The organism is Ectopseudomonas toyotomiensis, assembly GCF_900115695.1.
In the GTDB taxonomy this organism is placed as follows: domain Bacteria; phylum Pseudomonadota; class Gammaproteobacteria; order Pseudomonadales; family Pseudomonadaceae; genus Aquipseudomonas; species Aquipseudomonas toyotomiensis.
In genome coordinates, this window is record NZ_FOXK01000001.1 from 499,565 (window position 1) to 525,841 (window position 26,277).

A 26,277-nucleotide genomic window follows, 5' to 3' on the forward strand; every position below is an offset into this window, starting at 1 on the left:
GGGCGGGGCTCCTACGAAAAGCGGCTTGCGGCCTGTTGAACTGGCGGCACTGACCACTGCCCCCTGTCAGCCCAAGCCCCGCGTATCCACTGCATGGCGTACACTGCCGCGCCATGAGCCAGACCATCCCCCATACCCAACTGCCAACCGAGCCCGAGGTCAGTTGCAGCACCTGCGCAGCTTGCTGCTGCCAGCTGGAAGTGATGCTGTTCGGCGATAACGACGTGCCGCAGCATTTGATCGATACCGACCAGTGGGGCAGCGAAGTGATGCGTCGCCTGGACGACAACTGGTGCGCCGCGCTGGACCGCAACAGCATGCGCTGCACCATCTACGAAGTGCGCCCACTGATCTGCCGGGAGTTCGAGCTGGGTGCGGCCGAATGCCTGGAAGAGCGCCAGGGCATCGCCCAGGCCTATCGCTAGCGGAGCGGCCACGCAGGCCAGAGGCACAATGAAAAAGACCGGGCTTGCCCGGTCTTTTTATTCAGAAGCTCATGCGGTAATGCACGGTGTAGGCTTCCGCGCCGTCATTGGGGTTCTTCAGGCCCGCGTTGGAATAGTGAATGGCACGCAGACCAATCTCCTGTCCCGCGAAACGCAGGCCGACGCCGATGCGGTCTTCGAACTGAAACGACGAGCCCAGATCGTTGCTCTCAAGCTCGGTGCTGGAGAAGGCCGCAACACCGATGCCGGCTTCGATGTACGGACGCACGTTCTGCCCGGCGAACTCGTAAACGAATACCGGCGCGAAAGAAACACTGTGGTTGCTCGCCGTGTCGTCGCCATCCCAGTAGGTGTAACCCAGGTCCCAGTAACCAGTCAGACGTCCATAGCTGCTTTCCAGCCAGCTGTGGTTCCAGTCCCACTGCGCGCCCAAGCGATAAACCATGGTGGAATCGCCACTCTGACCAATAGCTGCGGTTACGTCCGCAGCCTGCGCAGCACCCATAGTTCCGAACGTCAGGGCCGTAGCTGCAGCAAAGGCATATAACTTCTTCATGAGTCATTCCTTGTATAGCGGGAGGTTTTTATCAGGCTCGTTACAAAAATATAGAAGTATTCGATATCAGAGAAAGCCCAAACCGAAAAAAATTCACTATATCGATAGCACTTCGGCCGTTTCATTCAACAAAATCGGCAATACGCGGCAAAGCTGCGCAGTGTTTCCGCTGCTCCAATAGCAAGTGGCCTGAGCGGGCGCGGTTGCCAGCATGTCGTGCTGAGCGAGCAAACGCTGCAGCTGCCGCGCCACTGCCGCGCCGGTATCGATCAGAGTCACCGAAGGTGGCACAAGCTCGCCCAACAGCGGACGCAGAAAGGGGTAATGGGTGCAGCCGAGAATCAGCGTGTCACAGCCTTCGGCCAGCAGCGGCGCCACATATCCCTGCAGCAGTTCGCGCGTGGCCGGTGCCTGCAGCTCGCCGGCCTCGATGCATTCCACCAACCCCGGACAGGGCTGGGTGATCACCCGCACATCATTGGCGAAGCGATCGAGCAGTGCAGCGAACCTGGCGCTCTTGAGCGTACCGGTGGTTGCCAGCACACCGACCACGCCACTGCGCGTCGCCGCCGCCGCAGGCTTGACCGCAGGCTCCATGCCGACGATGGGCAAATCCGGATAGCGCTCGCGCAGCTCGGCGGCAGCTGCGGCCGTGGCGGTATTGCAGGCCAGCACCAGGGCCTTGGCGCCCTGCGCCAGCAGGTGCTCGGTGATCAGCACACAGCGTTCACGAATGTATTCCGGGGTTTTCTCGCCGTAGGGCACGTGGCCGCTGTCAGCGACGTAGAGCAGTGTCTCGCTCGGTAGCAGCTGGCGAATCTCGCGCAGCACCGACAGGCCGCCGACGCCGGAGTCGAAAACGCCAATCGGCGCCTGCGAATGATTCATGTCAAGCCACCCTCGTAGGAGCGAGCTCTGCTCGCGAATGCTGCTGTCGCCGCAAGAAGCTTCGCGAGCAGAGCTCGCTCCTACAGTTCTGCAGCCTGTCCTTAGCGCCCACCGCACACCTCACAAGCCGGGTCGCGCTTGACCCGTAACTCACGAAAACGCGTACCCAGCGCATCGATCAACAGCAGACGGCCTACCAGCGGCTCACCGAAACCGGCCAGCAGCTTGAGCGCCTCCAGCGCTTGCAGGCTACCGACCAGCCCCACCAGCGGCCCGACCACGCCGGCTTCGCTGCAGGTCAGCTCGGCTTCGCTGCCGTGGCCGTACAGGCAGTGGTAGCAAGGGCTGGCGGCGTTGCGCGGATCGAACACCGACAACTGCCCTTCCAGGCGAATCGCCGCACCGGAGACCAGCGGCTTGCCGGCTCTGACACACGCAGCGTTGACCGCCTCGCGGGTGGAGAAATTGTCCGAGCAATCCAGCACCAGGTCGACGGCGCTTACCGCGGCAGCCAGCGAGTCGGCGTCCAGCGCCTGGCGATGCGGCACCAGCGCGATATTCGGGTTGATCGCCGCCAGGCGCGTCATGGCCGAATCCACCTTGGCCTGACCGATGCTGGCGGTGTCGTGGGCGATCTGCCGCTGCAGGTTGGTCAGGTCCACCGTATCGAAGTCCGCCAGGTGCAACTCACCGACGCCTGCGGCCGCCAGATACAGCGCCACCGGTGAGCCCAGCCCGCCCATACCGACGATCAATACACGGCCCTGCTTGAGCCGCAGTTGGCCTTCCACATCGATCTGTTTCAGCAGGATCTGCCGGCTGTAACGCAGCAGCTCATCATCGCTCAGCATCTGATCACTCACGGTCGAAACGTCCCAAACTGATGCGCTCATGACCACCCAGGTCACGCCGGCTATTGACCTCGACGAAGCCGCCCTCGCTGAGCAAGCTACGCACGGCCTCGGCCTGATCGAAGCCATGCTCCAGCATCAGCCAGCCACCGGATAGCAGGTGCGGCGGCGCGGCCTGGATGATCGCACGAATATCGTCCAGCCCGTCGCTGCCAGCGATCAGAGCGCTGCTCGGCTCGAAGCGCACGTCGCCCTGCGCCAGATGCTGGTCATCGGCGCGGATATAGGGTGGGTTACTCAGGATCAGGCCGTAACGTTGTCCGCTCAGGGCAGAGAACCAATGGCTGTGCACGAACGCTACGTTACCTAGCTGCAGGCGCTGACGATTGCGCTCGGCCAGGGCCACGGCGTCCTCGACGCGATCCACGCCGGTCACCTGCCAGGCCGGGCGTTCGCTGGCCAGGGCCAGGGCGATGGCACCGGTGCCGGTGCCCAGATCCAGCACCGCCAACGGCGTGGCCGGCAGCAGTTCGAGGGCGGCTTCCACCAGCTGCTCGGTGTCAGGGCGAGGAATCAGGGTATGCGGCGCCACTTCCAGATCGAGGCTCCAGAAGCCCTGATGACCGAGGATATAAGCGACCGGCTCGCCATTCCGGCGGCGCTGCATGAACGCGCTGAACTGCGCCTGCTGGGCCGCGTCCAGCTCACGCTCCGGCCAGGTACGCAGGTAGCTGCGCGGCTTGTTCAGCGCGGCCGCCAGCAGCAACTCGGCGTCCAGCCGCGGCGTCGGCGAGTCGGGCAGGTCAGCGATAGTGAGCAGGGATTCGATGGTGGCCATATTTCTCTCGTAGCCCGGATGCAATCCGGGAAGTATGTCCCCGGATTGCATCCGGGCTACGGTTGTGGTGCGCATGGCGCACCCTACGGTATACGCGGCGTAGGGTGCGCCATGCGCACCGCAATGACCTCAAGCGAAACTCAATCGCCCAACGCCGCCAACTGGTCGGCCTGGTACTCGGCCAGCAAGGGCTCGATCACCGCCTCGACACCACCGGCCATGACTTCGCTCAGCGAGTACAGGGTCAGGTTGATGCGGTGGTCAGTCACCCGGCCCTGCGGGAAGTTGTAGGTGCGGATGCGCTCGGAGCGGTCGCCCGAGCCCACCAGCAGCTTGCGCGTTTCGGAGATTTCCTTGTGCGCCGCCGCTTCCTGTTGGTCCTGCAGCTTGGCCGCCAGCCAGGCCATGGCCTTGGCGCGGTTCTTGTGCTGCGAGCGCTCTTCCTGACATTCCACCACGGTGCCGGTGGGAATGTGGGTAATACGGATCGCCGAGTCGGTGGTGTTGACGTGCTGGCCGCCGGCGCCGGAGCTGCGATAGGTATCGACGCGCAGGTCGGCCGGGTTGATCTCGATGGCCGCCTGTTCGTCCGGCTCCGGCAATACCGCCACGGTGCAGGCGGAGGTGTGGATGCGGCCCTGGGATTCGGTTTCCGGCACACGTTGCACGCGATGAGCGCCGGATTCGAACTTGAGCTTGGCGTAGACGTTGTCGCCCTCGACACGGGCGATCACTTCCTTGAAGCCGCCGTGCTCGCCCTCATTGGCCGACAGCACCTCGACGCGCCAACCCTGCCTCTCGGCATAGCGCGAATACATGCGGAACAGGTCGCCGGAGAAGATCGCCGCCTCGTCGCCGCCGGTGCCGGCGCGCACTTCCAGGTAGACGTTGCGCCCGTCGTTGGGGTCTTTCGGCAGCAGCATGCGCTGCAGCTTGTCCTCCAAGGTGACCAGCGCTTCCTTGGCCTGGGCGACTTCCTCTTCGGCCATCTCGCGCAGGTCCGGGTCGCTTTCCTTGAGCAGCGCCTGAGCACCTTCGAGGTCGCTCTGTACCTTGCGCAGCTCGCGGAAGGTGGCGATCACCGGCTCGATTTCGGCGTATTCCTTGGAATAGGCGCGAAACTGCGTCTGCTTGGAAATCACCTCGGCATCGCCGAGTAGCGCCGTCAGTTCCTCGAAGCGGTCGCTGAGGTTGTCCAGCTTGTTCAACAGTGAAGCTTTCATTGCAGACCTTTGTCCTGCGGCGCGCTCTCGTCGAGAGCGAACAATTCCTGGGCCAGGCTGAGCGCGTCGACGCGCCCCTCGGCGGTAAGTTTCTTCATGCGCACGCTGGGTGCGTGCAGCAGCTTGTTGGTCAGGCCACGGGCCAGCTGTGCCAGCACGTCTTCGGGGTTGCTGCCGTTGGCCAGCATGCGCTGGGCCTTGGCCAGCTCATCGTCGCGCAGGCGCTCGGCCTGCTGACGGTAGGCCTTGAGTACATCGACCGCGGCCAGCTCACGCAGGCGTTGCATGAAATCGTCGGTGCCGGCGGCCACCAGTTCCTCGGCAGCCTGCGCCGCGCCCTGGCGGCTCTTGAGGTTTTCCTCGATGACCTCGTGCAGGTCATCGACGGTATAGAGGTAGACGTCATCCAGCTCGCCCACCTGCGACTCGATGTCGCGCGGCACGGCGATGTCGACCATGAAGATCGGCTTGTGCTTGCGTTTTTTCAGCGCACTTTCCACCGCGCCCTTGCCGAGAATCGGCAACTGGCTGGCAGTGGAGCTGATAACGATGTCGCTGTGCGCCAGCTCGTCGGGAATGTCCGAGAGCAGCACGGCATGAGCGCCGAACTGCTCGGCCAGCTGACTGGCGCGTTCCAGGGTACGGTTGGCGACGACGATGCGCTTGATGCCCTGGTCGTGCAGGTGACGCGCCACCAGGCTGATGGTCTCGCCGGCGCCGATCAGCAACGCCTGGCTACGATGCAGGTCCGCGAAGATCTGCTTGGCCAGACTGACCGCGGCGAAGGCCACCGACACCGGGTTCTCGCCGATGGCGGTATCGGTGCGCACGGTCTTGGCGGTGCTGAAGGTGGCCTGGAACAGACGGCCGAGCAACGGCCCGACGGTGCCGGCCTCACGCGCCACGGCGTAGGCGGACTTGAGCTGGCCGAGAATCTGCGGTTCGCCGAGCACCATCGAATCGAGCCCGCAGGCGACGCGCATCATGTGCCGCACCGCGTCGTCCTCGCTGTGCACGTAGGCGCAGGCACGCAGTTCGTCGACACTCAGGCGGTGATAGTCGGCCAGCCACTGCAGCACTTCATCGCTGCTCAGCTGATCCTGCTCCAGGTACAGCTCGCTGCGGTTGCAGGTAGAGAGGATCGCTGCCTCGCGGCTGGGCGTCAGCCGGCACAGCTGCTGCAGCGCCTCGACCAGTTGCTCCGGGGTGAAAGCAACGCGCTCGCGCACCTCTACCGAGGCGGTCTTGTGGTTGATACCGAGGGCGATAAAGGCCATGCAGGGTCGCTGAGGGGCAATACGGGAGCCGGCAATTGTCCTACTTCGCCCCCGAGAGAACAACTCCCGCGACCTATTGTCCCAATAGACAGTTCGCCGCATCGTCCTGGCCAGTGGGCTTGCTCCAAGGCTTGTGTCATGATGCCGCGAACGTCGCAGGGCACGAGCCAGCACGGCCGTCGCCCCGGAATAACGCACGACAAGGCACTATGAACAGACCCCTCGCGTTAGTCACCGCCATTGCCCTTCTCAGCGGCTGCCAAACCTTCGCCCCCAGTGAGCCGGACGGTACGCCGCCGGTACAGGAAGCCGACCAGATCACCCAGCTGGAACCGAGCGAATACGGCTCGTTCAGCCAGGAAACCCTGTTCGCCCTGCTCACCGCCGAGCTGGCCGGACAGCGCAATCGCTTCGACATCGCCCTCGGCAACTACGTGCAGCAGGCCAACGCCACCGGCGATGCCGGCGTCGCCGAACGCGCCTTCCGTATTGCCGAATACCTCGGCGCCGAACAGGCTGCGCTCGACAGCGCACTGATCTGGGCCAGGAACGCGCCGAGCAACATCGACGCCCAGCGTGCCGCCGCCGTGCAACTGGCCCGCGCCGGTCGTTACGACGAATCCATGACCTATATGGAGCAGGTGCTGCAGCGCCAGGGCGACACCCACTTCGACTTCCTCGCCCTGTCTGCCGCAGAAACCGACCCGGATACCCGCGCCGGCCTGCTGCAGGGCTTCGACCGCCTGCTGAGCAAGAACCCGGACAACAGCCAGTTGCTGTTCGGCAAGGCCATCCTCCTGCAACAGGACGGCCGCGCCGAAGAGGCCCTGGAGCTGCTCGAAAACAGTGCGGCGAGCAGCAACGAGGTATCGCCGATCCTGCTGCGCGCCCGTCTGCTGCAGAGCCTCGGCCGTGGCAAAGAGGCCATGCCGATCCTGCAGAAAGGTATCCGCAACAACCCCGACGACAAACGCCTGCGCCTGACCTACGCGCGCCTGCTGGTCGAGCAGGATCGCCTCGACGACGCCAAGGGCGAGTTCGCCAAGCTGGTGCAGGAAAACCCCAACGACGACGACCTGCGTTTCTCCCTGGCCCTGGTGTGCCTGGAAGCCGAAGCCTGGGAAGAGGCCATCGTCTACCTCGAAGAGCTGGTCGAACGCCGCAGCCATGTCGATGCCGCGCACTACAACCTCGGCCGCGCCTACGAAGCGCTGAACGACAACGACAGCGCCCTGCAGGAATACGCCCTGGTCGGCCCGAGTAACGACTACCTGCCGGCCCAGCAACGCCAGGCCGAACTGCTGTTCGCCCAACAGCGCAGTGAAGAAGCCAGCGCACGCCTGGCCCAGGCACGCAGCGCGCAACCGGATTACGCCATCCAGCTGTACCTGATCGAAGCCGAAGGCCTGAGCAATCGTCGCCAGGTCGAGCCGGCCTGGAAGGTGATCAACGAAGGCCTGGAGCAGTACCCCAACGACCTGAACCTGCTTTATACCCGCGCCATGCTCGCGGAAAAGCGCGATGACCTGGCCCAGCTGGAAACCGACCTGCGCTATATCATCCAGCGCGAGCCGGAACACGCCATGGCGCTCAACGCCCTCGGCTACACCCTGGCCGACCGCACCACGCGCTATGAAGAAGCACGCGAGCTGATCGAGAAAGCGCACCAGCTCAACCCGGACGACCCTGCGATTCTCGACAGCCTCGGCTGGGTCAACTATCGCCTGGGCAACCTCGACGAGGCCGAGCGTCTGCTGCGCCAGGCTCTGGAGAAGTTTCCCGACCACGAAGTCGCTGCCCACCTCGGCGAAGTGCTCTGGGCCCAAGGCAAGCAGCGCGACGCCCGACGCGTCTGGCGCGACGCCCTCAGCGCAACGCCCGATAGCCCCATTCTGCGTGACACGCTGTTGCGCCTGACCGGTTCCGAGACTCTTTGATGCTTCGTCACCTACTCGTATTCAGCCTCATCGCCCTGCTCGCTGGCTGCGCCGGCCTCACCTCGCGCGAAGCGCTGGAAGGCCAGGGCGACCCGGCCCAGTGGAAAGCTCACAAAGAGCAGATCACGCAGCTCGATGGCTGGCAGATCAATGGCAAGATCGGCATCCGCGCCCCGCAGGATTCCGGCAGCGCCACGCTATTCTGGCTGCAGCGCCAGGATTACTACGACATTCGCCTGTCCGGCCCACTGGGCGGCGGCGCCGCGCGCCTGACCGGGCGCCCGGGTGACATCCTGCTGGAAGTGTCCAACCGCGGCCGCTTCCGCGCCGAATCCCCCGAGGCACTGCTGCGCGAGCAACTGCGCCTGGATCTGCCGGTGTCCAACCTGCTCTGGTGGATTCGCGGCCTGCCCGCCCCGGAAAGCCGCAGCCGCATCACCCTCGATGGCCAAAGCCACCTGGCGCAGCTGGAACAGGACGGCTGGAAGGTCGAATACCTGCGCTATACCGAGCAAAACGGCTACGCCCTGCCGGAGCGCATGAAGCTCTACGGCCAGAACCTGGAAGTGACCCTGGTGATCAAGGACTGGCAGCCGCGTCAGTTGGGGCAGTAAGCCGAATTACAGCCATAAGTCTAAGGCTTCCATGGACAACTCCCCCTCCCATTTATTGGGGGCACGCCTAGTGGAGAGGGCCGAGGGCGATGACGTCTGCTCGGCGTTGCCGCAAAGCCCCTCTCCCCCCCTCTCCCGCAGCGGAGAGGGGAGACAAGCCCCTAACACAACTCTTCAGCGCACCCCATGACCAACACCGCCATCCCCACCCACGCCGACCTGATCCTGCCCGCCCCGGCCAAGCTCAACCTGATGCTGCACATCCTCGGCCGCCGCGCCGATGGCTACCACGAGCTGCAGACACTGTTTCAGTTTCTCGACCATGGTGACGAACTCGGTTTCAGCCTGCGCCAGGATGGCGAAATCCACCTGCACACGCCCATCGACGGCGTACCGCATGACAGCAACCTGATCGTGCGCGCGGCCAAAAGGCTGCAGGAAGCCAGCGGCACTCAGCTCGGTGCCGATATCTGGCTGGACAAGCGCCTGCCCATGGGCGGCGGCATCGGCGGTGGCAGCTCGGACGCCGCCACCACCCTGCTCGGCCTCGATCACCTGTGGCACACCCAACTGGGCGAAGATCGCCTGGCCGAACTGGGCCTGGCCCTGGGCGCCGACGTACCGGTATTCGTGCGCGGTCGCGCGGCCTTCGCCGAGGGCGTTGGCGAGCGCCTGACCCCAGTCGAACTCGAGGAGCCCTGGTTCCTCGTCGCAGTACCGCAAGTCTTTGTCAGCACAGCAGAAGTTTTCGGCTCGCCCGAGTTGACACGCGATACGCCGCCCATTAAAGTTCGCAGCCTTCTTGCGGGGGGTGGTCGAAACGACTGCCAGCCGGTTGTAGAGAAGCGTTACCCTGAAGTTCGTAACGCTTTGATCTTGTTGAACAAATTTGTTTCAGCTAGATTGACCGGCACTGGAGCTTGCATATTTGGGAGCTTCCCAAATCGGGACGATGCTGATAAAGTCGCCCGCCAACTTCCAGGCACTCTGCCGAGCTTTGTCGCTCAAGGTCGCAACATTTCGATGCTGCACCGCAGGCTCCAAGCATTGGCCAAGAAGTGAATGCTCAGCATTCGGTTATACGATACAGGGGCGTCGCCAAGCGGTAAGGCACCAGGTTTTGATCCTGGCATGCGTTGGTTCGAATCCAGCCGCCCCTGCCATAACCTCCCCCGGGAGGCATCGAGAACCGAGTCAACAAGCGTTCAACACAGAATATAGGGGCGTCGCCAAGCGGTAAGGCACCAGGTTTTGATCCTGGCATGCGTTGGTTCGAATCCAGCCGCCCCTGCCATTTTCCATACCCATCCAGGTATACCCCCAGCCGGCAGGTACTGCGCGTGTCCAAGATGATGGTCTTCACGGGGAACGCAAACCCCGATCTGGCGCGACGGATCGTTCGTCAGCTGCACATTCCCCTCGGCGATGCTTCGGTCGGTAAGTTCTCCGACGGCGAAGTCATGATCGAAATCAACGAGAACGTCCGCGGTAAGGACGTCTTCCTGATTCAGCCGACCTGTGCACCCACCAACGACAACCTGATGGAACTGGTAGTGATGGCCGACGCCTTCCGCCGTTCCTCGGCGACTCGCATCACTGCAGTCATCCCCTACTTCGGTTATGCCCGCCAGGATCGCCGTCCGCGTTCCGCGCGCGTGGCAATCAGCGCCAAAGTGGTTGCCGACATGCTCACCGTGGTCGGTATCGACCGCGTGCTGACCGTCGACCTGCATGCTGACCAGATCCAGGGCTTCTTCGACATTCCGGTGGACAACATCTACGGTTCCCCGGTCCTGGTCGACGACATCGAAGACCAGCGCTTCGACAACCTGATGATCGTCTCCCCCGATATCGGCGGCGTCGTTCGTGCCCGCGCCGTGGCCAAGAGCCTGGGCGTCGACCTGGCGATCATCGACAAGCGTCGCGAGAAGGCCAACCAGTCCGAAGTGATGCACATCATCGGTGACGTCGAAGGCCGTACCTGCATCCTGGTCGACGACATGGTCGACACTGCCGGTACCCTGTGCCACGCCGCCAAAGCGCTGAAAGAGCGCGGCGCCGCCAAGGTCTACGCCTACTGCACCCACCCGGTGCTGTCCGGCCGCGCCATCGAGAACATCGAGAATTCCGTCCTGGACGAGCTGGTGGTCACCAACACCATCCCGCTGTCCGCTGCGGCGCAGTCCTGCTCGCGTATTCGCCAGCTCGACATCGCCCCGGTCGTCGCCGAAGCGGTCCGCCGCATCAGCAACGAAGAATCGATCAGCGCCATGTTCCGCTAAGCGGAACTGGCCAGATCACACTGCCCCGCCACGTGCGGGGCTTTTTGCCCTACCGCCCGAGGCTGGTCGCAAGCCACAAGGCGGTTTGGTTATTTTGGAGAAGTGAAATGACTGTTGAATTTGCCCTGAATGCCGAAGTGCGTTCCGACCTGGGGAAAGGTGCGAGCCGCCGCCTGCGTCGTAACGTGTCCATGGTTCCTGCCGTGATCTACGGTGGCGACAAAGCCCCGCAATCGATCAGCCTGCTGGCCAAAGACCTGGCCAAGCTGCTGGAAAACGAAGCGGCTTTCAGCCACGTTCTGAGCCTGGACGTTGCCGGTACCAAAGAAAGCGTCGTGATCAAAGCCCTGCAGCGCCACCCGGCCAAAGGCTTCGTCCTGCACGCTGACTTCCAGCGCGTCGTTGCCGGCCAGAAGCTGACCGCCCACGTACCGCTGCACTTCATCAACGAAGCAACCGCCGTTGGCGTGAAGCAGCAAGGTGGTGAGATCTCCCACACCATCAACGAAGTCGAAGTTTCCTGCCTGCCGAAAGACCTGCCGGAATTCATCGAAGTCGACATGGCTGCCGTAGAAGTTGGCCAGACTGTCCACATGTCCGACCTGAAGCTGCCGAAAGGCGTTGAGCTGGTTGCTCTGGCTCACGGTAACGACCTGGCTGTCTCCAACATTCACGCTTCCCGCGTGAAGGCTGAAGACGAAGAAGGCGCCGCCGAGTAATCGCAGCGCGGAACCCGCCCGGCAGGCGATCACGCCGGGCGATTTCCTCAAAAGGGCTCCTGTATGACTGCCGTACAACTGATCGTTGGCCTGGGTAACCCCGGCCCCGAATACGACCAGACCCGGCACAATGCAGGGGCCCTTTTCGTTGAGCGCGTGGCCGAGAGCCAGCGCGTCAACCTGTCTGTAGATCGCAAATATTTCGGCCTGGTGGGCAAGTTCAATCACCAGGGACGCGAAGTTCGTCTGCTCATCCCCACCACCTACATGAACCGCAGCGGCCAGTCCGTGGCGGCCTTGGCCAATTTCTTCAAGATCAAACCCGAAGAGATCCTGGTGGCCCACGACGAACTCGACATGCCACCCGGCGTCGCCAAGCTCAAACAGGGCGGCGGCCACGGTGGGCACAACGGCCTGCGCGACATCATCGCCCAGCTCGGCAACCAGAATAACTTCCATCGCCTGCGGCTCGGCATCGGCCACCCGGGGCACGCCAGCCTGGTATCCGGCTACGTGCTCGGACGCGCCCCACGCGGCGAACAGGACCTGCTCGACAAGAGCATCGACTTCGCCTTGGACGTCCTGCCGGAAATACTCGCCGGCGACTGGACCGTGGCCATGCGCAAACTGCATAGCCAGAAGGCCACCAAGTAACCATCTTTTACCGAGGGACACATCATGGGATTCAACTGCGGCATCGTCGGCCTGCCCAACGTCGGCAAGTCCACCCTGTTCAACGCCCTCACCAAATCCGGCATCGCGGCGGAGAACTTCCCCTTCTGCACCATCGAGCCGAACAGCGGCATCGTGCCCATGCCCGACCCGCGCCTGGATGCCCTGGCCGAGATCGTCAAGCCCGAGAAGGTCATCCCCACCACCATGGAATTCGTCGACATCGCCGGCCTGGTAGCGGGCGCGTCGAAAGGTGAAGGCCTGGGCAACAAGTTCCTCGCCAACATCCGCGAGACCGACGCCATCGCCCACGTGGTGCGCTGCTTCGAAGACGACAACGTCATCCACGTCGCCAACAGCGTCGACCCCAAGCGTGACATCGAGATCATCGACCTCGAGCTGATCATGGCCGATCTCGACAGCTGCGAGAAGCAACTGCAGCGCGTGGCCCGCACCGCCAAGGGTGGCGACAAGGAATCCCTGGCGCAGAAGGCCCTGCTGGAAAAGCTCATCCCCCACCTCACCGAAGGCAAGCCGGCGCGCAGCCTGCTCAAGGACCTGGGTGACGACGAGAAGCGCCTGGCCAAGACCTTCCACCTGCTCACCACCAAGCCGGTGATGTACATCGCCAACGTCGCCGAAGACGGCTTCGAGAACAACCCGCACCTCGACGTGGTCAACGCCATCGCCGAAGCGGAAGGCGCCATCGTCGTACCGGTGTGCAACAAGATCGAAGCCGAGATCGCCGAACTGGACGATCTCGAAGAAATGCAGATGTTCCTCGAAACCATGGGCATGGAAGAGCCGGGCCTGAACCGCGTGATCCGTGCCGGTTACTCGCTGCTCAACCTGCAGACCTACTTCACCGCAGGCGTGAAGGAAGTGCGTGCCTGGACCGTCAAGGTCGGCGCCACCGCCCCGCAATCGGCTGCTGCGATCCACACCGACTTCGAAAAAGGCTTCATCCGCGCCGAAGTCATCGCCTACAACGACTTCATCCAGTACAAGGGCGAAGCCGGCGCCAAGGAAGCCGGCAAATGGCGCCTGGAAGGCAAGGACTACATCGTCAAGGACGGCGACGTGATGCACTTCCGCTTTAACGTTTGATCGTTGTAAGCAGCGCATAAACAAAACCCCGCCGAAGCGGGGTTTTGTTGTTTTTGGGTTAGGGAATGCTGATTTGGGGATGGTGTGGGCCGGGAATTATGAAAAAGCGCCACCTCCCTCGGTAGAAGCTGGAAGCCTGTAAAAACGGGGCTTTCACCCGCGCGGTCTATTGGCTAGTATCCATTGCATGGTGTTTTGAGGCCTTAAGGGGACACCCTCTTACCCAAGCCGTGGCACTCCTAGGATAGCCAGCAAGCCCTCCCCTGCATGGAAGCTACCTGCATGATCCGATTGATCCTTACCTTAATCGCCAATCTGCCGTTGATCTGCTCTACAGAAATCTGCAAGGTGACGGCTGAGATTGGACGCGTCCACTTCCACGGCAAGCCCAGGGACGAAGCCATGCGACTCTTGGTCAAAACCAGTTTCTGCAAAAGTCTCAGCTATCAATCTATCGCGTCGCCGAATATGCCTCGTAAGCATCTACTAGACTCAACCTTCGCCTGATATTCAAAAACCCAAGAGAGCTATCGTGCAATTTGAAAAAGTTTGTTATCTCGACCCTTTCCTAAAGGAAGCCATCGTAAGAATTGACTTCCCCGAGCCCTGCCCTGCACTAACAGAAAGACTTAGCAATAAGCTTACAAAAACTGCTCTTTCCAAATTTCCGATTTCTGAACCTCACAAATTCCAAACCCAGGAACTAAAATTTACAGGCCAAGAATTCTCAAGTAACAGCCGCGAAATGACTCAATGGGTCTTTCACGGCAAGGATAGAGAAAAAGCTCTAATAATAAACCCAGACCATGTAGCCCATACAAACAAGTCCTACAAATCATATGAATCTTTTTCCAATGACTTTCTTAGCTTCGTATCCGCGCTAAAGGAAGCTCAACCAGACCAAGTAGTGAACCGAATTGGCATTCGATATGTGAACGTAATCGATTTAAAGGAAGGCAACCCTTTGGAATGGAGCGAATACATTAACGAAAGAATGCTTGGAATAATTGACCTAGGATACAAAGAAAACATCTCCAGAGCTTTCCATATCCTGGAGCTGAACTTTGACTCAATGAATCTTAAGTGTCAATTTGGGATTGCAAACCCCGACTACCCTGCAACAGTTAAACGAAGACAATTCGTCCTTGACCTTGACGCATCTGCAGTAGGCGCTTTTGATTTAGACGAGATAGAGAAAGTTATAAAAAGCGGACATGAAAAAATACAAGACTTCTTTGAAAACAGCATCACAGACAAAACCAGAAAACTAATGAAGCCAGCAAAATGAGCAATTCTGATTTTTTCGACGCTTCTTATGTCCAACCACCACTGACAACCTCCAACCTCAAAAAAAGCTCAGATATTAAAAACTTTCTAAAGACACCAATCGACGAAAGCGACTTAAAAAAATACGGCTATTCCAAACCTCAAAGGACCATTATAAGGGCTTCTATTAAGAATGGTTAAAGTAAAAAAACAACGACATCCGAGAGTTTCTCAAGGGGACATAATCCGTGACGTCGAACACGTCGAGTACGTCACAACAAAAGGTGGCATCGTTGAAATTTCAAAAATAACTTTCCCACTAGTAGTGGTGCTAACGCAAGACTGTGATTTAGCCCAAGATTACAAATTTAGATGGTCTAAAGCCCTCACACCCAATCAAGACAAACTACTACTCTCAGTGCTGGTTGCGCCACTTTACAACATCGAGCATGTTTATACTGGCGAACACTTGCAGGACCTGGGCTTAAAAATGGCGCCCATCAACAAATCAAAATCGCCTGGAACATATTTAAGGAACAATGAGACCCCCCGCTATCATTACCTAGACTTCCCTACTGAAACCCCGCTAACACCATCAGCAGTTGACTTCAAACACTATTTCTCGGTCAATGTTGAGTATTTAAAAAAACATAAGAAAGAAAACTTTGTCTGCCAGCTTTCTGACTTATTTAGAGAGGATGTGTCACAGCGCTTCTCAAGCTTTTTATCTCGAATCGGCCTCCCCTGACTCAGCCCTACTGTAACGGTTCCAACGGTTCCGGCCAATTTATCGATCTGAGCTTAAGTATTTCGGAATGAACTCTACCGCTATAGTCCATGACCATCGCAAAAATTGTTCTACGAACAGCATCTTCAAATTCCTGCTCTTCACTCATAAGCTTCAACCCGAAGGAACTGTAAAGGTCATCCAGCCCCTGCAGCGATGGCCCCTTAGGCTCCAAGACTGCCTTATCTTTCCTTGCTCTGGTCTCAAGTGTATCCATATCGCTAATCATGGTTTCACGCATATCAATAAGCGTTGACTTTAGATCATCAACTACACCACTCAAGTACCTATAATCCTCTTCTCGCAAATTACTTTGCGCCTTATCCCGATCAAATGATTCATTTATGCAGCGAGAGTAGATCCTCTCAACAACTATCTTATACGGATCAAACTCTTCGCCTTCTGAAACCATTCTAAACAACTGAGGCTCCGTACATTCGAGCAAATCACCCACAACCATCTTTCTTAGATAGTCATCCCTTCTAATCACATACAGCTCAGCTTTAGCCTCTTCAATCGCAACCCTAGCGTTATTCAACTCAAGATTCTTAATCTCTAACTCACTTTCTCGCTGTGCAATTCTCTCTTCAAGAGTCGCGATCTTATACAAAGGAATAACGGTATAATACAAAGCCCACGCACTGAAGACGCAAAGCAATATTTGCGAAGCATGGCTCAGGCGCCCAAGCCATTTATCACATAACCCACTGACCATTTTTATTCCTCGCACAGTGAATCGTCTAATATTCCATAAGGAATTATTTGCCCTAACTCATTAAATGCAGCTACGTACTCGCACTCCATTTCGCACCCTAGGGGCTGAATGTATTGAACGTCGGTACTGCGATAAATAATATGTCTCGCCTTCTTGGGTGCATCAGCTCTACGCAATAACAGGAACACGCCCTGTTGATCTTTAAACGAGCGCACATGCTCCGGCTCTATACCTAGATGTCCGCAGGCCTGCCTGAAGCCTAAAGCTTTGTCTTTATTGGTGAAGTGGATTACGTCGAGATAGATTTCATCGGCAGCATCGAGCGTGCTGATCTTTGTCGCCGTCGAAGGAGGGAAGCCTGGAAGTTGCTCCAGGCTCGATGGCTCTTTGAGCCGGTACTCTGTGCTGTAGGTGCCGATGAATACGGGCACGTCGTCAACCAGATCGCCGTCTGGCACTAGCACTTTGTAGATGTGGGGGAACGTTACGTTGGTCTTCGGGCACGTGTAGCGGTCATCGGAGTTTGATCGGCGCAGGTGCTCGAAGCTCGCCATGTCGATGATGTTTCCCATGTCCTTCTCCCTGGAGTCACGTTGTTCGGCTGAACCATCGCCGGGCCACTTCCGCTGTTACCTGCTGCCCGCTTCTTGTCCTGCCAATTTTAGGTCTGCTTCGACGTAATCCGGGCTGGTCTGCCCTGCCTCTGGCGCAATGTTCCCCGAAACGAGCCACAGTGCGTACTCAGGGGTAATACCCAGGATGGCTTCTATGTCGTCCCCATTGACCCGGCGCTTGCCACCTCTGAGGGCATACCACTTCTCGCGGTCGATGCCTGTCAGCTCCTCGAGCCGCTTAGCAGTCAATCCCTTCGAGTCCCAAATGGCTATAAGCCGCTCTCTGATCATTCAAAAATCGTCTATTAAATTGGTAAATAGTGCTACTAACTATCTGCCAGCACCGATATATTCGCATCATGTGATTGGGATTATTTACCAATCACTAATCACCCATTAACCACAGTTTATGAGCATTTCATAGGCAGGGATAGGCAATGACTACTCAGCACCTGAACGAACCACCTTTCGATGTCAGCTTCGACGTAGACGGCAAACGTGTCATCTACCTCGACTGCCGTAACGCCCTCACCTGCAGCAAGGAAACCTTCGCTGCCATGAACGGTGTTTCCACCGACACCGTGATCGCCTGGATGCAGAGCGGCACCATCCCCAGCGTGAAGATGGGGCGCCCCCGCTTTGTCCACCTCGCCCAAATCCGCACTGATCTGGCCAAGGGCAAAACCATCTTTGCGCAGGGGGATTACGTCGATGAATAAGGCCAACCCGAACCACGGCAATGTCGTCCCGCTCGGCTCCGCCATGGGCGACGTCTGCAGCATCGTGACCTTCGCTACAGGCAGCGGGATTCCCGCTGATGAAGTGGCCGAGCTGGTGGACAACGGCACTCTACCCAGCCTGACGTTTGCCGACTTCCGCATGGTCAACGTGGGCAAACTCCGCGCCGATCTGCTGAGCGGCAAGGAGTCCTTCAAGGCGGGGGACTACAGCGATGACTAGCAACAGCTCCCCCGTGAATGCATCCAACGCTGCCCAGTATGTCGGCCAAACCGCCCTGGTCGAACTGGCCTGGGACGATGAACCCGAACCGCTCTGGCTGCTCCTGCATATTGTCGGCGTCGTGCTGCCCTTCGAAGGGGTGTATGACCAAGCCTACTTCATGACCCTGGAAATGAACGATCCAGGGCAGTTTCCAAACGAGGTGTTCTTCTCGGACATCCGCACTATCAGGGCGATGCGGCACCGCGACCGGCAGGGTTCCGGCAACGTACTGGGCCGCATGACCCTGACCCATTATGCCGATGGTTCCGGGTCAGGGGCCGCGCTCCCGGCTCGTCGGGACAGCTTCACCGTCCCGGCGAACGGAAGCACGGGCGCAGCGCACCCTTGACCCAGCACCATGAATATCAGCCTGACAACGGGAGTGTGGGGTAGCTTCACCACCCCGCGCTCCCGAGCCCTCGGCGGCAAGAGTGGGATGACAAGGGCAAAGCCCTTGGTGTTGGTCTTCCCGCCCCGCCAGCAGCCCCAACGCCGCACTACCGCAAAGCCAGACGCTGGGCGCGCCCGCCTGCACTTCCTCCCGCCTACACCCGACACCCTGCCGGCTTTCCTGGCGCTGATCCTGTTCCTGATCCTCTCGGCCATTGGCAATTCCTGGGTGGCCGGTAAGAGCCCACAAGGGCCAACGCCGTATGCCTGGACAGTGACAGATGAAGGATGCGGGCCGGCGGCGCGGTTGCGTGCGAGGGACGAGCACGGGTGCGCCCCGCCGGCCCGCTGACGTCCCTGTAACACGTCAGATAACAAGCAGTTGAACGAGTGACAAACCTTCAATAACAGGAAATCAGATGGACGCCGTTAAAGACTTCTTCCGCGTTGATAACCAAACCGGCCTTGAGTCCCCTCATGGCCGCTTGTTCCTGGACATCGGCAAGACCGGCTTTGTCGATCTGTCTGCCGTTCGCCTGCTCCGCTGTGGCGTCGATACCGTCCGCCAGCTCTACAAGGGCCTGCTGCGCCCTGACATCCTGGGCCTGTTCGACAAGCCGGGCGCCATTGTCGATTTCGCCGGTGAGCGCTGGCACTCGGGCCGTGTTAGCCGTGACTCGGGCTACCAGTACAAGCTGCAAAACGCTGACTTGGGTTTCGTACTGCTGGTGAAGAACTTCAACGCCAAAGTCGAGAACATCGGCCCCCACCTGAAAATCGAGGTGTCACCTCATGCCATCGACAACCTGTCGCCCGAGCGCCTGCAGGCCCGCCTGGATCACTACGCCTCCCAGGTGCTGACGAACATCGAGGTCAATCAATGCGCGGTGCATCTTGCCCTGGACCTGCAAGGCTGGACACCTCCCGCCGATCTGGTCAGCAACATGCATTGCCGTGCCCGCTCGCACCGGGATGTATCCGGCATCAACGAACTGCACTGGGCCACGAAATCCAGCGTGTATGGCCGCGGTGAAACCTCGATGTTTGGCTCGGCCAACGGCCTGCAGCTCTGCATCTACAACAAGACCGAACAGGCCAGGGCTACCGACAAGCTCGACTACTGGGAAAGCGTCTGGCGTCGCCGCGATAGCTTCGACGAAACCGACCCGGACAACTACGACTCCACCCAGGATGTATGGCGCGTTGAGCTGCGTTATCACCATTCCATCGTCCAGCAGTTTGCAAGTGGCTCGGTAGACCTGCAGAGCGGGCAAGTGATCGACACCCGCACCTTTGCCGCCTTCGCGGGCCATCTGGACGGCCTGTGGCGCTACGGCCTGAACCAGTTCAAATACCTTGCCCGTCGCGGCTACTACGCTCCGATCTGGACGCTTATCCGCGATGACGTGCGCGTCGATCTGCCGGTCGATTCCCTGCTCGATGACACCGACTACAGGCGCTACTACAAGACCTCGCGGGGCTTCTCCGGCAAGAATGTGGAACTCTTCCTGGGAAACTTCGTAAGCCTGCTGGCACGGGAGCGAGTGGGCGCTAGAAAAGCTTTTCATACCCTCAAGGACTGGGACTGCTGGCCAGTGATTCGCGATCACTACGCCTCCAAGGGCCTCGATGAAGACCGCCTCTACAAACACCTCAAAGCCTTGCTTGAGGAACGCAGCGTTCGTTGGGGGCGTGCCGTTTGATCACCAAGGGACCAAAGGGCTGGGACGTCGATTTCTGGCTCGATAAATCTGCCGGTATCCGTAAGCGCAAACGTGGCTTTCGCACCAAGAGCGAGGCCGAACGCTGGGTATCCGACACCCGCCGCCAATACAGCCAACGCGGCCGTGATCCTGGCGAACGCCTGTCCGATCTGGTCGATACGTGGCAAGAGCTGCACGGCTCCACGCTCAAAGACCCTTACCGCTACAGCCGGACGATGGCCATAGCGCATGCCCTGGGCAACCCTATTGCCGCCACCTTCACCGCCCTGGACTTTGGCCGCTACCGTACCCAGCGCCTCAAAGACTGCACCCCGGCCACCGTGAACCACGAACACCGCTACCTGAAAGCCGTGTTCAACGAGCTTATCCGCCTAGGCGTATGGCATGAGGCCAACCCGCTGGCCATGCTTCGTCAGCTCAAGGTGGATGAAACCGAGCGTGCGTTTCTCACCCTGGATGAATGCCGGCTTGTCCTGCAGGAGTGTGCCGCCTCGACCAACAGCCATACGCTGCCTGTCGCCCAAATCTGCCTGGCTACCGGTGCTCGATGGGATGAAGCCGAAAACCTGACCCGGCCCCAGGTTGCCAATGGCCAGGTGCGTTTCGTGCGTACCAAGAATGGCAAGAGTCGTTCGGTGCCGATTCCGGCCGAGCTGGAGAAGCTCATTCTGTCGCGTGGCTACCCTGGAAACGGCAAGCTGTTCAGCTCCTGCAGGTCAGCCTTCCGCAAAGCCTATGAACGCACCGGCCTGCATACGCCTGGACAGATGACCCACATCCTGCGCCATACCTTCGCCAGCCACTACATGATGCAGGGCGGGAATATCGTCACCCTGCAGCGCATCCTGGGCCACGGCGATATAAAGATGACGATGCGCTATTCACACCTCGCGCCCGATCACTTCGCCACTGCCCTGACCCATTCGCCGATGGCATTGCTGGATAGCGCGGAAAACTAGACCGTCAGGATTAGTCATTCGCGCACCATCACTTTGCCATCAATCCAGATCCTAGATAGCTCTCACTCAAAGGAACGTCGGGTTAGAACGGTGTTCTCACGTAGCTGGCGTAATCACTGTGCTTCTTTTCGATGGTTCGCCCAATAGGCTCTGCATTTCCAATTTGAGCAACATAGAAGATTTTCTTGAGCTTTAGCTCTTTCGCAGCCCCAACAAGCGTCGAGCTGATATCAGCCTTGATATTTTCTGTTGAATCCTTGGTCTGTTCCGAGTACTGCGAATATGACAAAAACCAAACGGTATCTACATCGATAGCTTTCTTCCAGTCTTTGGCCGCAAGCATTTCGTAGAGCCTATCTCTTTCGTCTTCGCTATCTATGAGGTCTAAAGAAACCATTGCTCTGATCACATTGAGCTCCTTTCATAAGCCGGATTTAGCCGAGCTCCTTTGCTCGGGCCTATGCATATCTTGGGGCTCAATGATGGCATTTCAATGGCGGCCTGAAGCAACCATAGAAGTGTAGAGGCGGGATAGCGGTCATCCTTGCGGTTGATTTGCTTGGATGCTTTGCAGACAGGGACAAGAAAGGGACAGCTCGGGGACACCGGCCCAAATAAAAAGGGGCTAGCTTGCGCTAACCCCTTGAAATTTATGGTGGCTACACCGGGACTTGAACCTGGGACATCAGCATTATGAATGCTGCGCTCTAACCAACTGAGCTATGTAGCCAACGGCGCGCATTGTCCGCGTCTCGCCTACCGCTGTCAACCCCAGATCATCGATAAATTTACGTTTTATCAAGCGGTTAGGCTTCAGTGGTGGCGATGCGCTCAATCGCTCGTTTCTGAGCCTGCGGCTGACCTCTCAACCACTCGGACGGTGCTTGCGGGGCTGTCGGGCGATGCCGGAAAATCCGCCTCCAGCAGGCTGCAGCGCCGCCGTATGCTGGCCAACGAACCAGGAGAACACCTTGAGAGCGAGAGACGATTTCGACGATCTGCGGGCGGAGCGTGATATGCCGACGCACTACCGCAACGAACCCAACCGCCATGCCGGGCTGTGGAAGCAGATCGCGATTGGCATCGTCGTCGGCTACAGCGTGCTGGGCGTCATCAGTGCGGTTGCCTGGATGATCATTGCGCGCGTGATGCTGGGCGATCTGTCCATCACGCTGCCGTAACAGTCACATCTCTGCACCAGCGGACGTACTGACGATGGGGTTGGCACTTGCCATCCCCTGCCCGCCTCTTCATCCTGCCCCATTGTTTACCCAACGAGCCCTATCATGACGCCCATCCAGAATATCGGCCTGGCGCTATTCGTGTTGCTTTCCATTGGTTTCGCCATCGGTCACAAGACCGAATGCGGTGATGGCCGTGTGGTGGAGACCTATCTGGCCAAGGGGCTGGCCTCGCAGTTGCTGGGGCATGATCTTTGCCAGCAACCCTGAACACCCTTCATTAAGGAATGATGTGATGAAAAAGTTCGCCTTGCTTGTCAGCTTTGGTCTTCTCGGCGCCTGCGCCAACCTGGGCTCGCAGCCGCCGGTGCCGGTCACTTCGCCGGTGGTGCAGGCCTTTCGCGACATCTGCCTGCAGACGGCGCCGAGCTTTGCCGAGGCGCATCGCGTGGCGCGCCAGCATGGTGTCACCGAGATGACCGATATGGGCTTCGCCACCGTCGGCTTCAATGCGGACAAGAGCCTGAGCATTCAGGTCAAGGTCAGCCACGAATGCGTGGTAACCAGCGAGGCGCAGGAGGATGACAGCCTGACTCGCCAGTTGCTCACCGCCGCGGCGATCAATGCCGGCACCACGGTGCCGCGCAAGGTGCCGGTGAAGATGATGATCGCCGGGCAGCCGTTCATCCTCATGCATGATCGCGTAGGCGGTGAAGCCTTCGTGATGTTGAAGCCGGAGTGAAAGAACTAGCATCCTCTCCCCCGAGCCACGTTCGACGAGGGTGGCCGGCAGACTTACGGCGTTTTCAGCCCTCTCCCCCAACCCCTCGCCCATAAATGGGAGAGGGGAGCAAAGCGCGCAGGACCTTATGTAAACAGCGTTACGCTGATCGGGGGTATTTTCAGGCGCTTTTGCCAGGCCGCGTGGCCAGCAGCAGGCCGCCGAAGATCATCGCTGCGCCCAGCCAGTGATAGAGCTGCAGGCTCTCGTTCAATAGCACCCACCCCAGCAATGCGGTGAATACCGGCATCAGGTAGTTGGTCAGCGCCGCCTTGGCCGCGCCGATTACGCGGATGCCGTGGTTCCAGGCCAGGTAGGCCAGCAGCGAGGCGAACACGGCGGTGTAGGCGACGGCCGAGAGGTTGGCGGCGTTGATTGCCAGATGCGCGCCCTGGCTCAGTTCATATAGATAGAACGGCAGAATCAGCGGTACGCCAAGCAGGATGAACACGCCCAGCAATGCCAGCGGCGGGATCGGCTGCAGGTACGCTGACCAGCGCCGTAGCAGCAGCGAGTAGAGCGCCCAGTCGACCACCGCCAGCAGCATGATCAGGTCGCCCTGGTTGAACGACAGGCTGGCCAGGCGGCTCCATTGCCCCTGGCTGATCAACACCGCCAGGCCCATCACCGCCACCAGCATGCCCCACCAGGCGCGGCGTGCCGGCCACTCGTTGAGCAGCAGCCCGGCGCCGATGAAAGTCACCAGCGGCAGGCAGGTGTTGACCAGCGAGATGTTGATGGCTGCCGTGGTCTGCGCCGCGCTGTAGAGCAGCGAGTTGTAGCCGGCGATGCCCAGGCCGCCGAGCACCAGCAGACGCCAACCGGCAGTGCGCACCGCCACGCGATGACGCCATAGCGGCATGGCGACGAAGGGCAGCAGCAGCGCCAGGGCCAGGCACCAGCGCCAGAACGACAGGGTGAACGGGGTGATCTCGCCCGCGAAGGCGCGCGCCACCAGGGCATTGCCGGACCAGCAGAGGTTGGCCAGCAACAGGCCGAACAGCGCCAGCGGGCGCGAATGATTGAGTGCGTTCATAAGGCGACGCGACATTTATCTGAGTGGGGGTTGGCCGGCTGTGCGCGGTCACCGAGCGGGCAGTGCTGAGCGATCATTGCGTAGCTTCCGAATCAGTCGGCTTTGCACCATACGGAGGCATTACAGGCTTGGCAAGGTGGCGGACCGTAGGGTGCGCCGTGCGCACCAGCGCTTCAGCGACACCATCGTGGCTACGACTGCATGGATGCAGGAGGTAGAGCGAAGCAGGATGCCCGAGCCGAAAGCCCCTCTCACGAATCGGCCAGAGCCAAACCGCGAGAGGCGCTTCAGCGGCGAGAGTTGCAGTATCTCGGCGTATTCGGTGCGCGCGGCGCACCCTACGGCCGTCAACGCCGACTGCGGCGGCGCAGCGGGCGGCTCAGCAGCCAGAGAATCAGCAGCATGCCGGCCAGGATCACCGCGCTGACGCCCCACTGCAGCGGCCCGGCGAGGCGGAACAGCTCGGTCGGGTGCAGGCTGGGCGCGCGAATCATGCGCGCTTCGGCAGCCGAGCCGCTGGTGGGAATATCGGCCAGGCCGTCGCCATCGAGATCCGGCAGGCTGCGGATATGGTCGAGCAGCACCTGCCATTCCTTGAGTTCCTGCACGCCTTCCTTATCCGGGTCCTGGTCGATGATGGCGTCTTCGATACGCGGCAGCGGGCGGCCCTCGGCATCCTTGGGGATGACGTTGAGCAAGCCCTTGGTAAGGTCCGGCACCAGCCAGGTGAAACTGCCGACGTAGCTGGTGGCGCCGATGCTGTAGAGGCGCGTGTCGTTCAGGTCCAGGTCACGGTAGCCGCCGTGCGGATCGCCGATTTCGATGCGGCTAACGCGGTCGAACGGCACGCGCCAGGGGTTGTAGGTGAAGCGCACGCCGGAAACCCGCGGGTAATAGCTCTGGCTGTCACGCAGCTGGTAGGCGAGCAGCAGCACTTCCAGCAGTGACTTGATTTCGCGCGCGCTGATGTAGGCCTTGATCATCGGGTAGCCCGGTTCGTCGTCGAACTGGCCGATGCCCAGCGGCGCGATGCGAAACAGGTCGGAGACATCCTGCACGCCATTACGCCCCTTGAGCAGGTCATCGCGGATGGTGCCGTTGCCGGTGAAAGCCAGGTCGGCATTGACCGCATGACGCAGGGCGTCGGTGACCAGGTTGGCCAGGGTCTGATCGGTAAAATCACGGCCCAGGCTCTGGTCGACCTTGGCCAGCGGCTGGTCGAAGCGATAGCCCTTGGGTGCCAGCATGCGCTCGCTGACCACCTGCTTGAAGTCTTCGACCTTGGCGGTGATGGTCGCGTCGCCGACGATGCTGTCATTGACGGCATGCAAGCGGTATTCACGCAAGCGCGGTACGCCGTCGTCGCCAAGGCTCATGCGCAGTTCGCCGAGGTACTGGATCTCCGAACCGGCCTGCACCACCGGGGTACGCCCGCCCACCAGCACGGGTTGCGGCAGCGCCACATGCGAGTGGCCGCCGACGACGATATCGATGCCTGGCACCTGCTCGACCAACTCAACCTCTTCGCCGCGCCAGCTGCCATCGGCCTGCTGGGTAACGCCCATGTGCGAGAGCAGGATGACCACCTCGGCGCCCTCCTCGCGCAGCTTGGTCACGGTTTCCCTGGTGGTAGCGACCGGGTCGGCGAAGGTCACCGGCTTGATCATCGGGCTGACGGCCACGGCGTTGTTGCCGAGCAGGCCGAACAGGCCGAAACGAATGCCGCCGCGCTCGATCAGCTTGTACGGCAGGATGCGCCCGGCCTCAGCGTGCGCCTGCAGGCTGTCGTCGGCCTTGCTCGCGGCATCGAAACGCATGTTGCTCGACAGCAGCGGCAGCAGCGCATCGCCCTTTTCCTTGTGCGCCGCGCTGATCATCGCGGCGAGGCCGGCCGGGCGGAAGTCGAATTCGTGGTTGCCGATCACCGCGGCGTCATAGCCCAGCTCACTCATCAGGCGCAGTTCGCTGCCCATCTCGCGGGCAATGGTGTGAAACAGCGTGCCCATGGTGAAGTCGCCGCCGTCCAGCAACAGCAGAGGTTCTTCACCGGCTGCTGCGCGGCGCTCATTCAATAACGTGGCAAGCCGGGCGACACCGCCAACAGTGTCATCATCGTTCACCGTCGCCGGGCTGTATTCATTGTTGGGGCCGAAGCCGAGCAGGCGCGACTGCCAGTCGTTGCTGTGCAGGATGGTGAAATGGCGCTCGGCGGCGACCAGCGGCGTCGCACTCAGCAGGCCGGCGAGCAGGAGGGTGAGGAACAGGCGCATGGACGATCCTTGACGATGACTGCGCACAGTATGGAGCAGGCCATGACGCCAGGCAGCGACCGATCGAGACGCACTTTGTCGCCAATCGAGTCAGACATTCATTGCCCCAGATCAGCCTCAACCCAGACGGCGGGACTAAGCT

Annotated in this window: 29 protein-coding genes and 3 tRNA genes; 20 read left to right on the forward strand and 12 right to left on the reverse strand. The window is 60.1% G+C overall.

What is annotated here, in order from left to right:
- Nucleotides 1-113: 113 nt before the first annotated feature.
- Nucleotides 114-425 (forward strand): YkgJ family cysteine cluster protein, encoded by a 312-nt coding sequence (locus BM186_RS02480; protein ID WP_059390579.1) that lies wholly within the window; start codon nucleotides 114-116, stop codon nucleotides 423-425.
- Between the two features lie 61 nt (nucleotides 426-486).
- Here the strand turns inward: BM186_RS02480 and BM186_RS02485 are convergent, their stop codons facing one another.
- The 6 genes from BM186_RS02485 to hemA form a co-directional block, all read right to left on the reverse strand.
- The gene (locus BM186_RS02485) at nucleotides 487-1,002 is read right to left on the reverse strand and encodes an acyloxyacyl hydrolase (protein WP_017678138.1); all 516 of its coding nucleotides are present in this window, start codon (nucleotides 1,000-1,002) and stop codon (nucleotides 487-489) included.
- 96 nt (nucleotides 1,003-1,098) lie between these two features.
- Nucleotides 1,099-1,890, reverse strand: coding sequence for a glutamate racemase (gene murI / locus BM186_RS02490; RefSeq protein WP_074913437.1), 792 nt, complete (start codon nucleotides 1,888-1,890; stop codon nucleotides 1,099-1,101).
- A gap of 101 nt (nucleotides 1,891-1,991) precedes the next feature.
- Nucleotides 1,992-2,741 (reverse strand): molybdopterin-synthase adenylyltransferase MoeB, encoded by a 750-nt coding sequence (locus BM186_RS02495; protein WP_074913438.1) that lies wholly within the window; start codon nucleotides 2,739-2,741, stop codon nucleotides 1,992-1,994.
- 4 nt (nucleotides 2,742-2,745) lie between these two features.
- On the reverse strand, nucleotides 2,746-3,579 hold the full coding sequence (gene prmC / locus BM186_RS02500; RefSeq protein WP_074913439.1) for a peptide chain release factor N(5)-glutamine methyltransferase: 834 nt from the start codon (nucleotides 3,577-3,579) through the stop codon (nucleotides 2,746-2,748).
- Between the two features lie 140 nt (nucleotides 3,580-3,719).
- Nucleotides 3,720-4,802, reverse strand: a complete 1,083-nt coding sequence (prfA, locus tag BM186_RS02505; protein WP_072422952.1) for a peptide chain release factor 1 — start codon at nucleotides 4,800-4,802, stop codon at nucleotides 3,720-3,722.
- Complete coding sequence (hemA, locus tag BM186_RS02510) at nucleotides 4,799-6,079, reverse strand: glutamyl-tRNA reductase (protein ID WP_072422953.1); 1,281 nt, start codon at nucleotides 6,077-6,079, stop codon at nucleotides 4,799-4,801. Before hemA ends, prfA begins: the two co-directional genes overlap by 4 nt.
- Before the next feature lie 209 nt (nucleotides 6,080-6,288).
- Between hemA and BM186_RS02515 the strand changes: the two genes are divergently transcribed.
- From BM186_RS02515 to BM186_RS26200, 11 genes are all read left to right on the forward strand, one after another.
- Nucleotides 6,289-8,016 (forward strand): tetratricopeptide repeat protein, encoded by a 1,728-nt coding sequence (locus BM186_RS02515; protein WP_072422954.1) that lies wholly within the window; start codon nucleotides 6,289-6,291, stop codon nucleotides 8,014-8,016.
- Nucleotides 8,013-8,630 (forward strand): lipoprotein insertase outer membrane protein LolB, encoded by a 618-nt coding sequence (lolB, locus tag BM186_RS02520; protein ID WP_072422955.1) that lies wholly within the window; start codon nucleotides 8,013-8,015, stop codon nucleotides 8,628-8,630. The genes BM186_RS02515 and lolB overlap by 4 nt, the downstream gene beginning before the upstream one ends.
- A gap of 186 nt (nucleotides 8,631-8,816) precedes the next feature.
- A complete protein-coding gene (ispE, locus tag BM186_RS02525; RefSeq protein WP_072422956.1) occupies nucleotides 8,817-9,692 on the forward strand; it encodes a 4-(cytidine 5'-diphospho)-2-C-methyl-D-erythritol kinase in 876 nt (291 codons plus the stop codon).
- A 26-nt stretch (nucleotides 9,693-9,718) separates the two neighbouring features.
- A tRNA-Gln gene (locus tag BM186_RS02530) sits at nucleotides 9,719-9,793 on the forward strand.
- A 56-nt stretch (nucleotides 9,794-9,849) separates the two neighbouring features.
- Nucleotides 9,850-9,924, forward strand: a tRNA-Gln gene (locus BM186_RS02535).
- A 46-nt stretch (nucleotides 9,925-9,970) separates the two neighbouring features.
- Entirely contained in the window at nucleotides 9,971-10,912 is a 942-nt protein-coding gene (locus BM186_RS02540; protein WP_003244667.1) for a ribose-phosphate pyrophosphokinase, read from the forward strand.
- A 107-nt stretch (nucleotides 10,913-11,019) separates the two neighbouring features.
- On the forward strand, nucleotides 11,020-11,631 hold the full coding sequence (locus BM186_RS02545) for a 50S ribosomal protein L25/general stress protein Ctc (protein ID WP_072422957.1): 612 nt from the start codon (nucleotides 11,020-11,022) through the stop codon (nucleotides 11,629-11,631).
- A gap of 63 nt (nucleotides 11,632-11,694) precedes the next feature.
- Nucleotides 11,695-12,285, forward strand: coding sequence for an aminoacyl-tRNA hydrolase (gene pth, locus BM186_RS02550; protein ID WP_074913440.1), 591 nt, complete (start codon nucleotides 11,695-11,697; stop codon nucleotides 12,283-12,285).
- A gap of 24 nt (nucleotides 12,286-12,309) precedes the next feature.
- Nucleotides 12,310-13,410: a redox-regulated ATPase YchF gene (gene ychF / locus BM186_RS02555; RefSeq protein ID WP_074913441.1), complete on the forward strand. Its 1,101-nt coding sequence runs from the start codon at nucleotides 12,310-12,312 to the stop codon at nucleotides 13,408-13,410.
- A 532-nt stretch (nucleotides 13,411-13,942) separates the two neighbouring features.
- Entirely contained in the window at nucleotides 13,943-14,698 is a 756-nt protein-coding gene (locus BM186_RS02565) for a TIGR04255 family protein (protein WP_074913443.1), read from the forward strand.
- 171 nt (nucleotides 14,699-14,869) lie between these two features.
- Nucleotides 14,870-15,424: a hypothetical protein gene (locus BM186_RS26200; RefSeq protein ID WP_139227997.1), complete on the forward strand. Its 555-nt coding sequence runs from the start codon at nucleotides 14,870-14,872 to the stop codon at nucleotides 15,422-15,424.
- A 7-nt stretch (nucleotides 15,425-15,431) separates the two neighbouring features.
- Here BM186_RS26200 and BM186_RS02570 read toward each other — a convergent pair whose 3' ends face one another.
- Together BM186_RS02570 and BM186_RS02575 are read right to left on the reverse strand one after the other, a co-directional pair.
- Nucleotides 15,432-16,178: a hypothetical protein gene (locus tag BM186_RS02570; RefSeq protein ID WP_074913444.1), complete on the reverse strand. Its 747-nt coding sequence runs from the start codon at nucleotides 16,176-16,178 to the stop codon at nucleotides 15,432-15,434.
- 2 nt (nucleotides 16,179-16,180) lie between these two features.
- Nucleotides 16,181-16,750: a hypothetical protein gene (locus tag BM186_RS02575; protein WP_074913445.1), complete on the reverse strand. Its 570-nt coding sequence runs from the start codon at nucleotides 16,748-16,750 to the stop codon at nucleotides 16,181-16,183.
- A gap of 479 nt (nucleotides 16,751-17,229) precedes the next feature.
- Between BM186_RS02575 and BM186_RS02585 the strand changes: the two genes are divergently transcribed.
- From BM186_RS02585 to BM186_RS02610, 5 genes are all read left to right on the forward strand, one after another.
- On the forward strand, nucleotides 17,230-17,511 hold the full coding sequence (locus BM186_RS02585; protein ID WP_074913446.1) for a DNA-binding protein: 282 nt from the start codon (nucleotides 17,230-17,232) through the stop codon (nucleotides 17,509-17,511).
- Nucleotides 17,504-17,752 carry a hypothetical protein gene (locus BM186_RS02590; RefSeq protein WP_074913447.1) on the forward strand — a complete coding sequence of 83 codons (249 nt, stop codon included), beginning with the start codon at nucleotides 17,504-17,506 and terminating at the stop codon, nucleotides 17,750-17,752. Before BM186_RS02585 ends, BM186_RS02590 begins: the two co-directional genes overlap by 8 nt.
- Nucleotides 17,745-18,143, forward strand: coding sequence for a hypothetical protein (locus tag BM186_RS26740; protein WP_074913448.1), 399 nt, complete (start codon nucleotides 17,745-17,747; stop codon nucleotides 18,141-18,143). Before BM186_RS02590 ends, BM186_RS26740 begins: the two co-directional genes overlap by 8 nt.
- Nucleotides 18,144-18,603: 460 nt before the next feature.
- Nucleotides 18,604-19,887, forward strand: a complete 1,284-nt coding sequence (locus BM186_RS02605; RefSeq protein WP_074913449.1) for a hypothetical protein — start codon at nucleotides 18,604-18,606, stop codon at nucleotides 19,885-19,887.
- A complete protein-coding gene (locus tag BM186_RS02610; protein ID WP_074913450.1) occupies nucleotides 19,884-20,867 on the forward strand; it encodes a phage integrase in 984 nt (327 codons plus the stop codon). The genes BM186_RS02605 and BM186_RS02610 overlap by 4 nt, the downstream gene beginning before the upstream one ends.
- An 82-nt stretch (nucleotides 20,868-20,949) precedes the next feature.
- On the opposite strand, the gene BM186_RS02615 is transcribed toward BM186_RS02610, so the two are convergent.
- On the reverse strand, nucleotides 20,950-21,276 hold the full coding sequence (locus tag BM186_RS02615) for a hypothetical protein (RefSeq protein ID WP_074913451.1): 327 nt from the start codon (nucleotides 21,274-21,276) through the stop codon (nucleotides 20,950-20,952).
- 244 nt (nucleotides 21,277-21,520) lie between these two features.
- Nucleotides 21,521-21,597, reverse strand: a tRNA-Met gene (locus BM186_RS02620).
- 241 nt (nucleotides 21,598-21,838) lie between these two features.
- Between BM186_RS02620 and BM186_RS26205 the strand changes: the two genes are divergently transcribed.
- The 3 genes from BM186_RS26205 to BM186_RS02625 all read left to right on the forward strand — a co-directional run bounded on the left by BM186_RS26205 (nucleotide 21,839) and on the right by BM186_RS02625 (nucleotide 22,790).
- Nucleotides 21,839-22,048 carry a hypothetical protein gene (locus tag BM186_RS26205; RefSeq protein ID WP_139183725.1) on the forward strand — a complete coding sequence of 70 codons (210 nt, stop codon included), beginning with the start codon at nucleotides 21,839-21,841 and terminating at the stop codon, nucleotides 22,046-22,048.
- Nucleotides 22,049-22,153: 105 nt separating this feature from the next.
- A complete protein-coding gene (locus BM186_RS26550; protein WP_017678161.1) occupies nucleotides 22,154-22,318 on the forward strand; it encodes a hypothetical protein in 165 nt (54 codons plus the stop codon).
- A gap of 25 nt (nucleotides 22,319-22,343) precedes the next feature.
- Nucleotides 22,344-22,790: a hypothetical protein gene (locus BM186_RS02625; protein ID WP_074913452.1), complete on the forward strand. Its 447-nt coding sequence runs from the start codon at nucleotides 22,344-22,346 to the stop codon at nucleotides 22,788-22,790.
- A 160-nt stretch (nucleotides 22,791-22,950) separates the two neighbouring features.
- Here the strand turns inward: BM186_RS02625 and BM186_RS02630 are convergent, their stop codons facing one another.
- The gene (locus BM186_RS02630) at nucleotides 22,951-23,865 is read right to left on the reverse strand and encodes a DMT family transporter (RefSeq protein WP_074913453.1); all 915 of its coding nucleotides are present in this window, start codon (nucleotides 23,863-23,865) and stop codon (nucleotides 22,951-22,953) included.
- A 347-nt stretch (nucleotides 23,866-24,212) separates the two neighbouring features.
- Nucleotides 24,213-26,135: a bifunctional metallophosphatase/5'-nucleotidase gene (locus tag BM186_RS02635; protein ID WP_074913454.1), complete on the reverse strand. Its 1,923-nt coding sequence runs from the start codon at nucleotides 26,133-26,135 to the stop codon at nucleotides 24,213-24,215.
- Nucleotides 26,136-26,277: the final 142 nt, after the last annotated feature.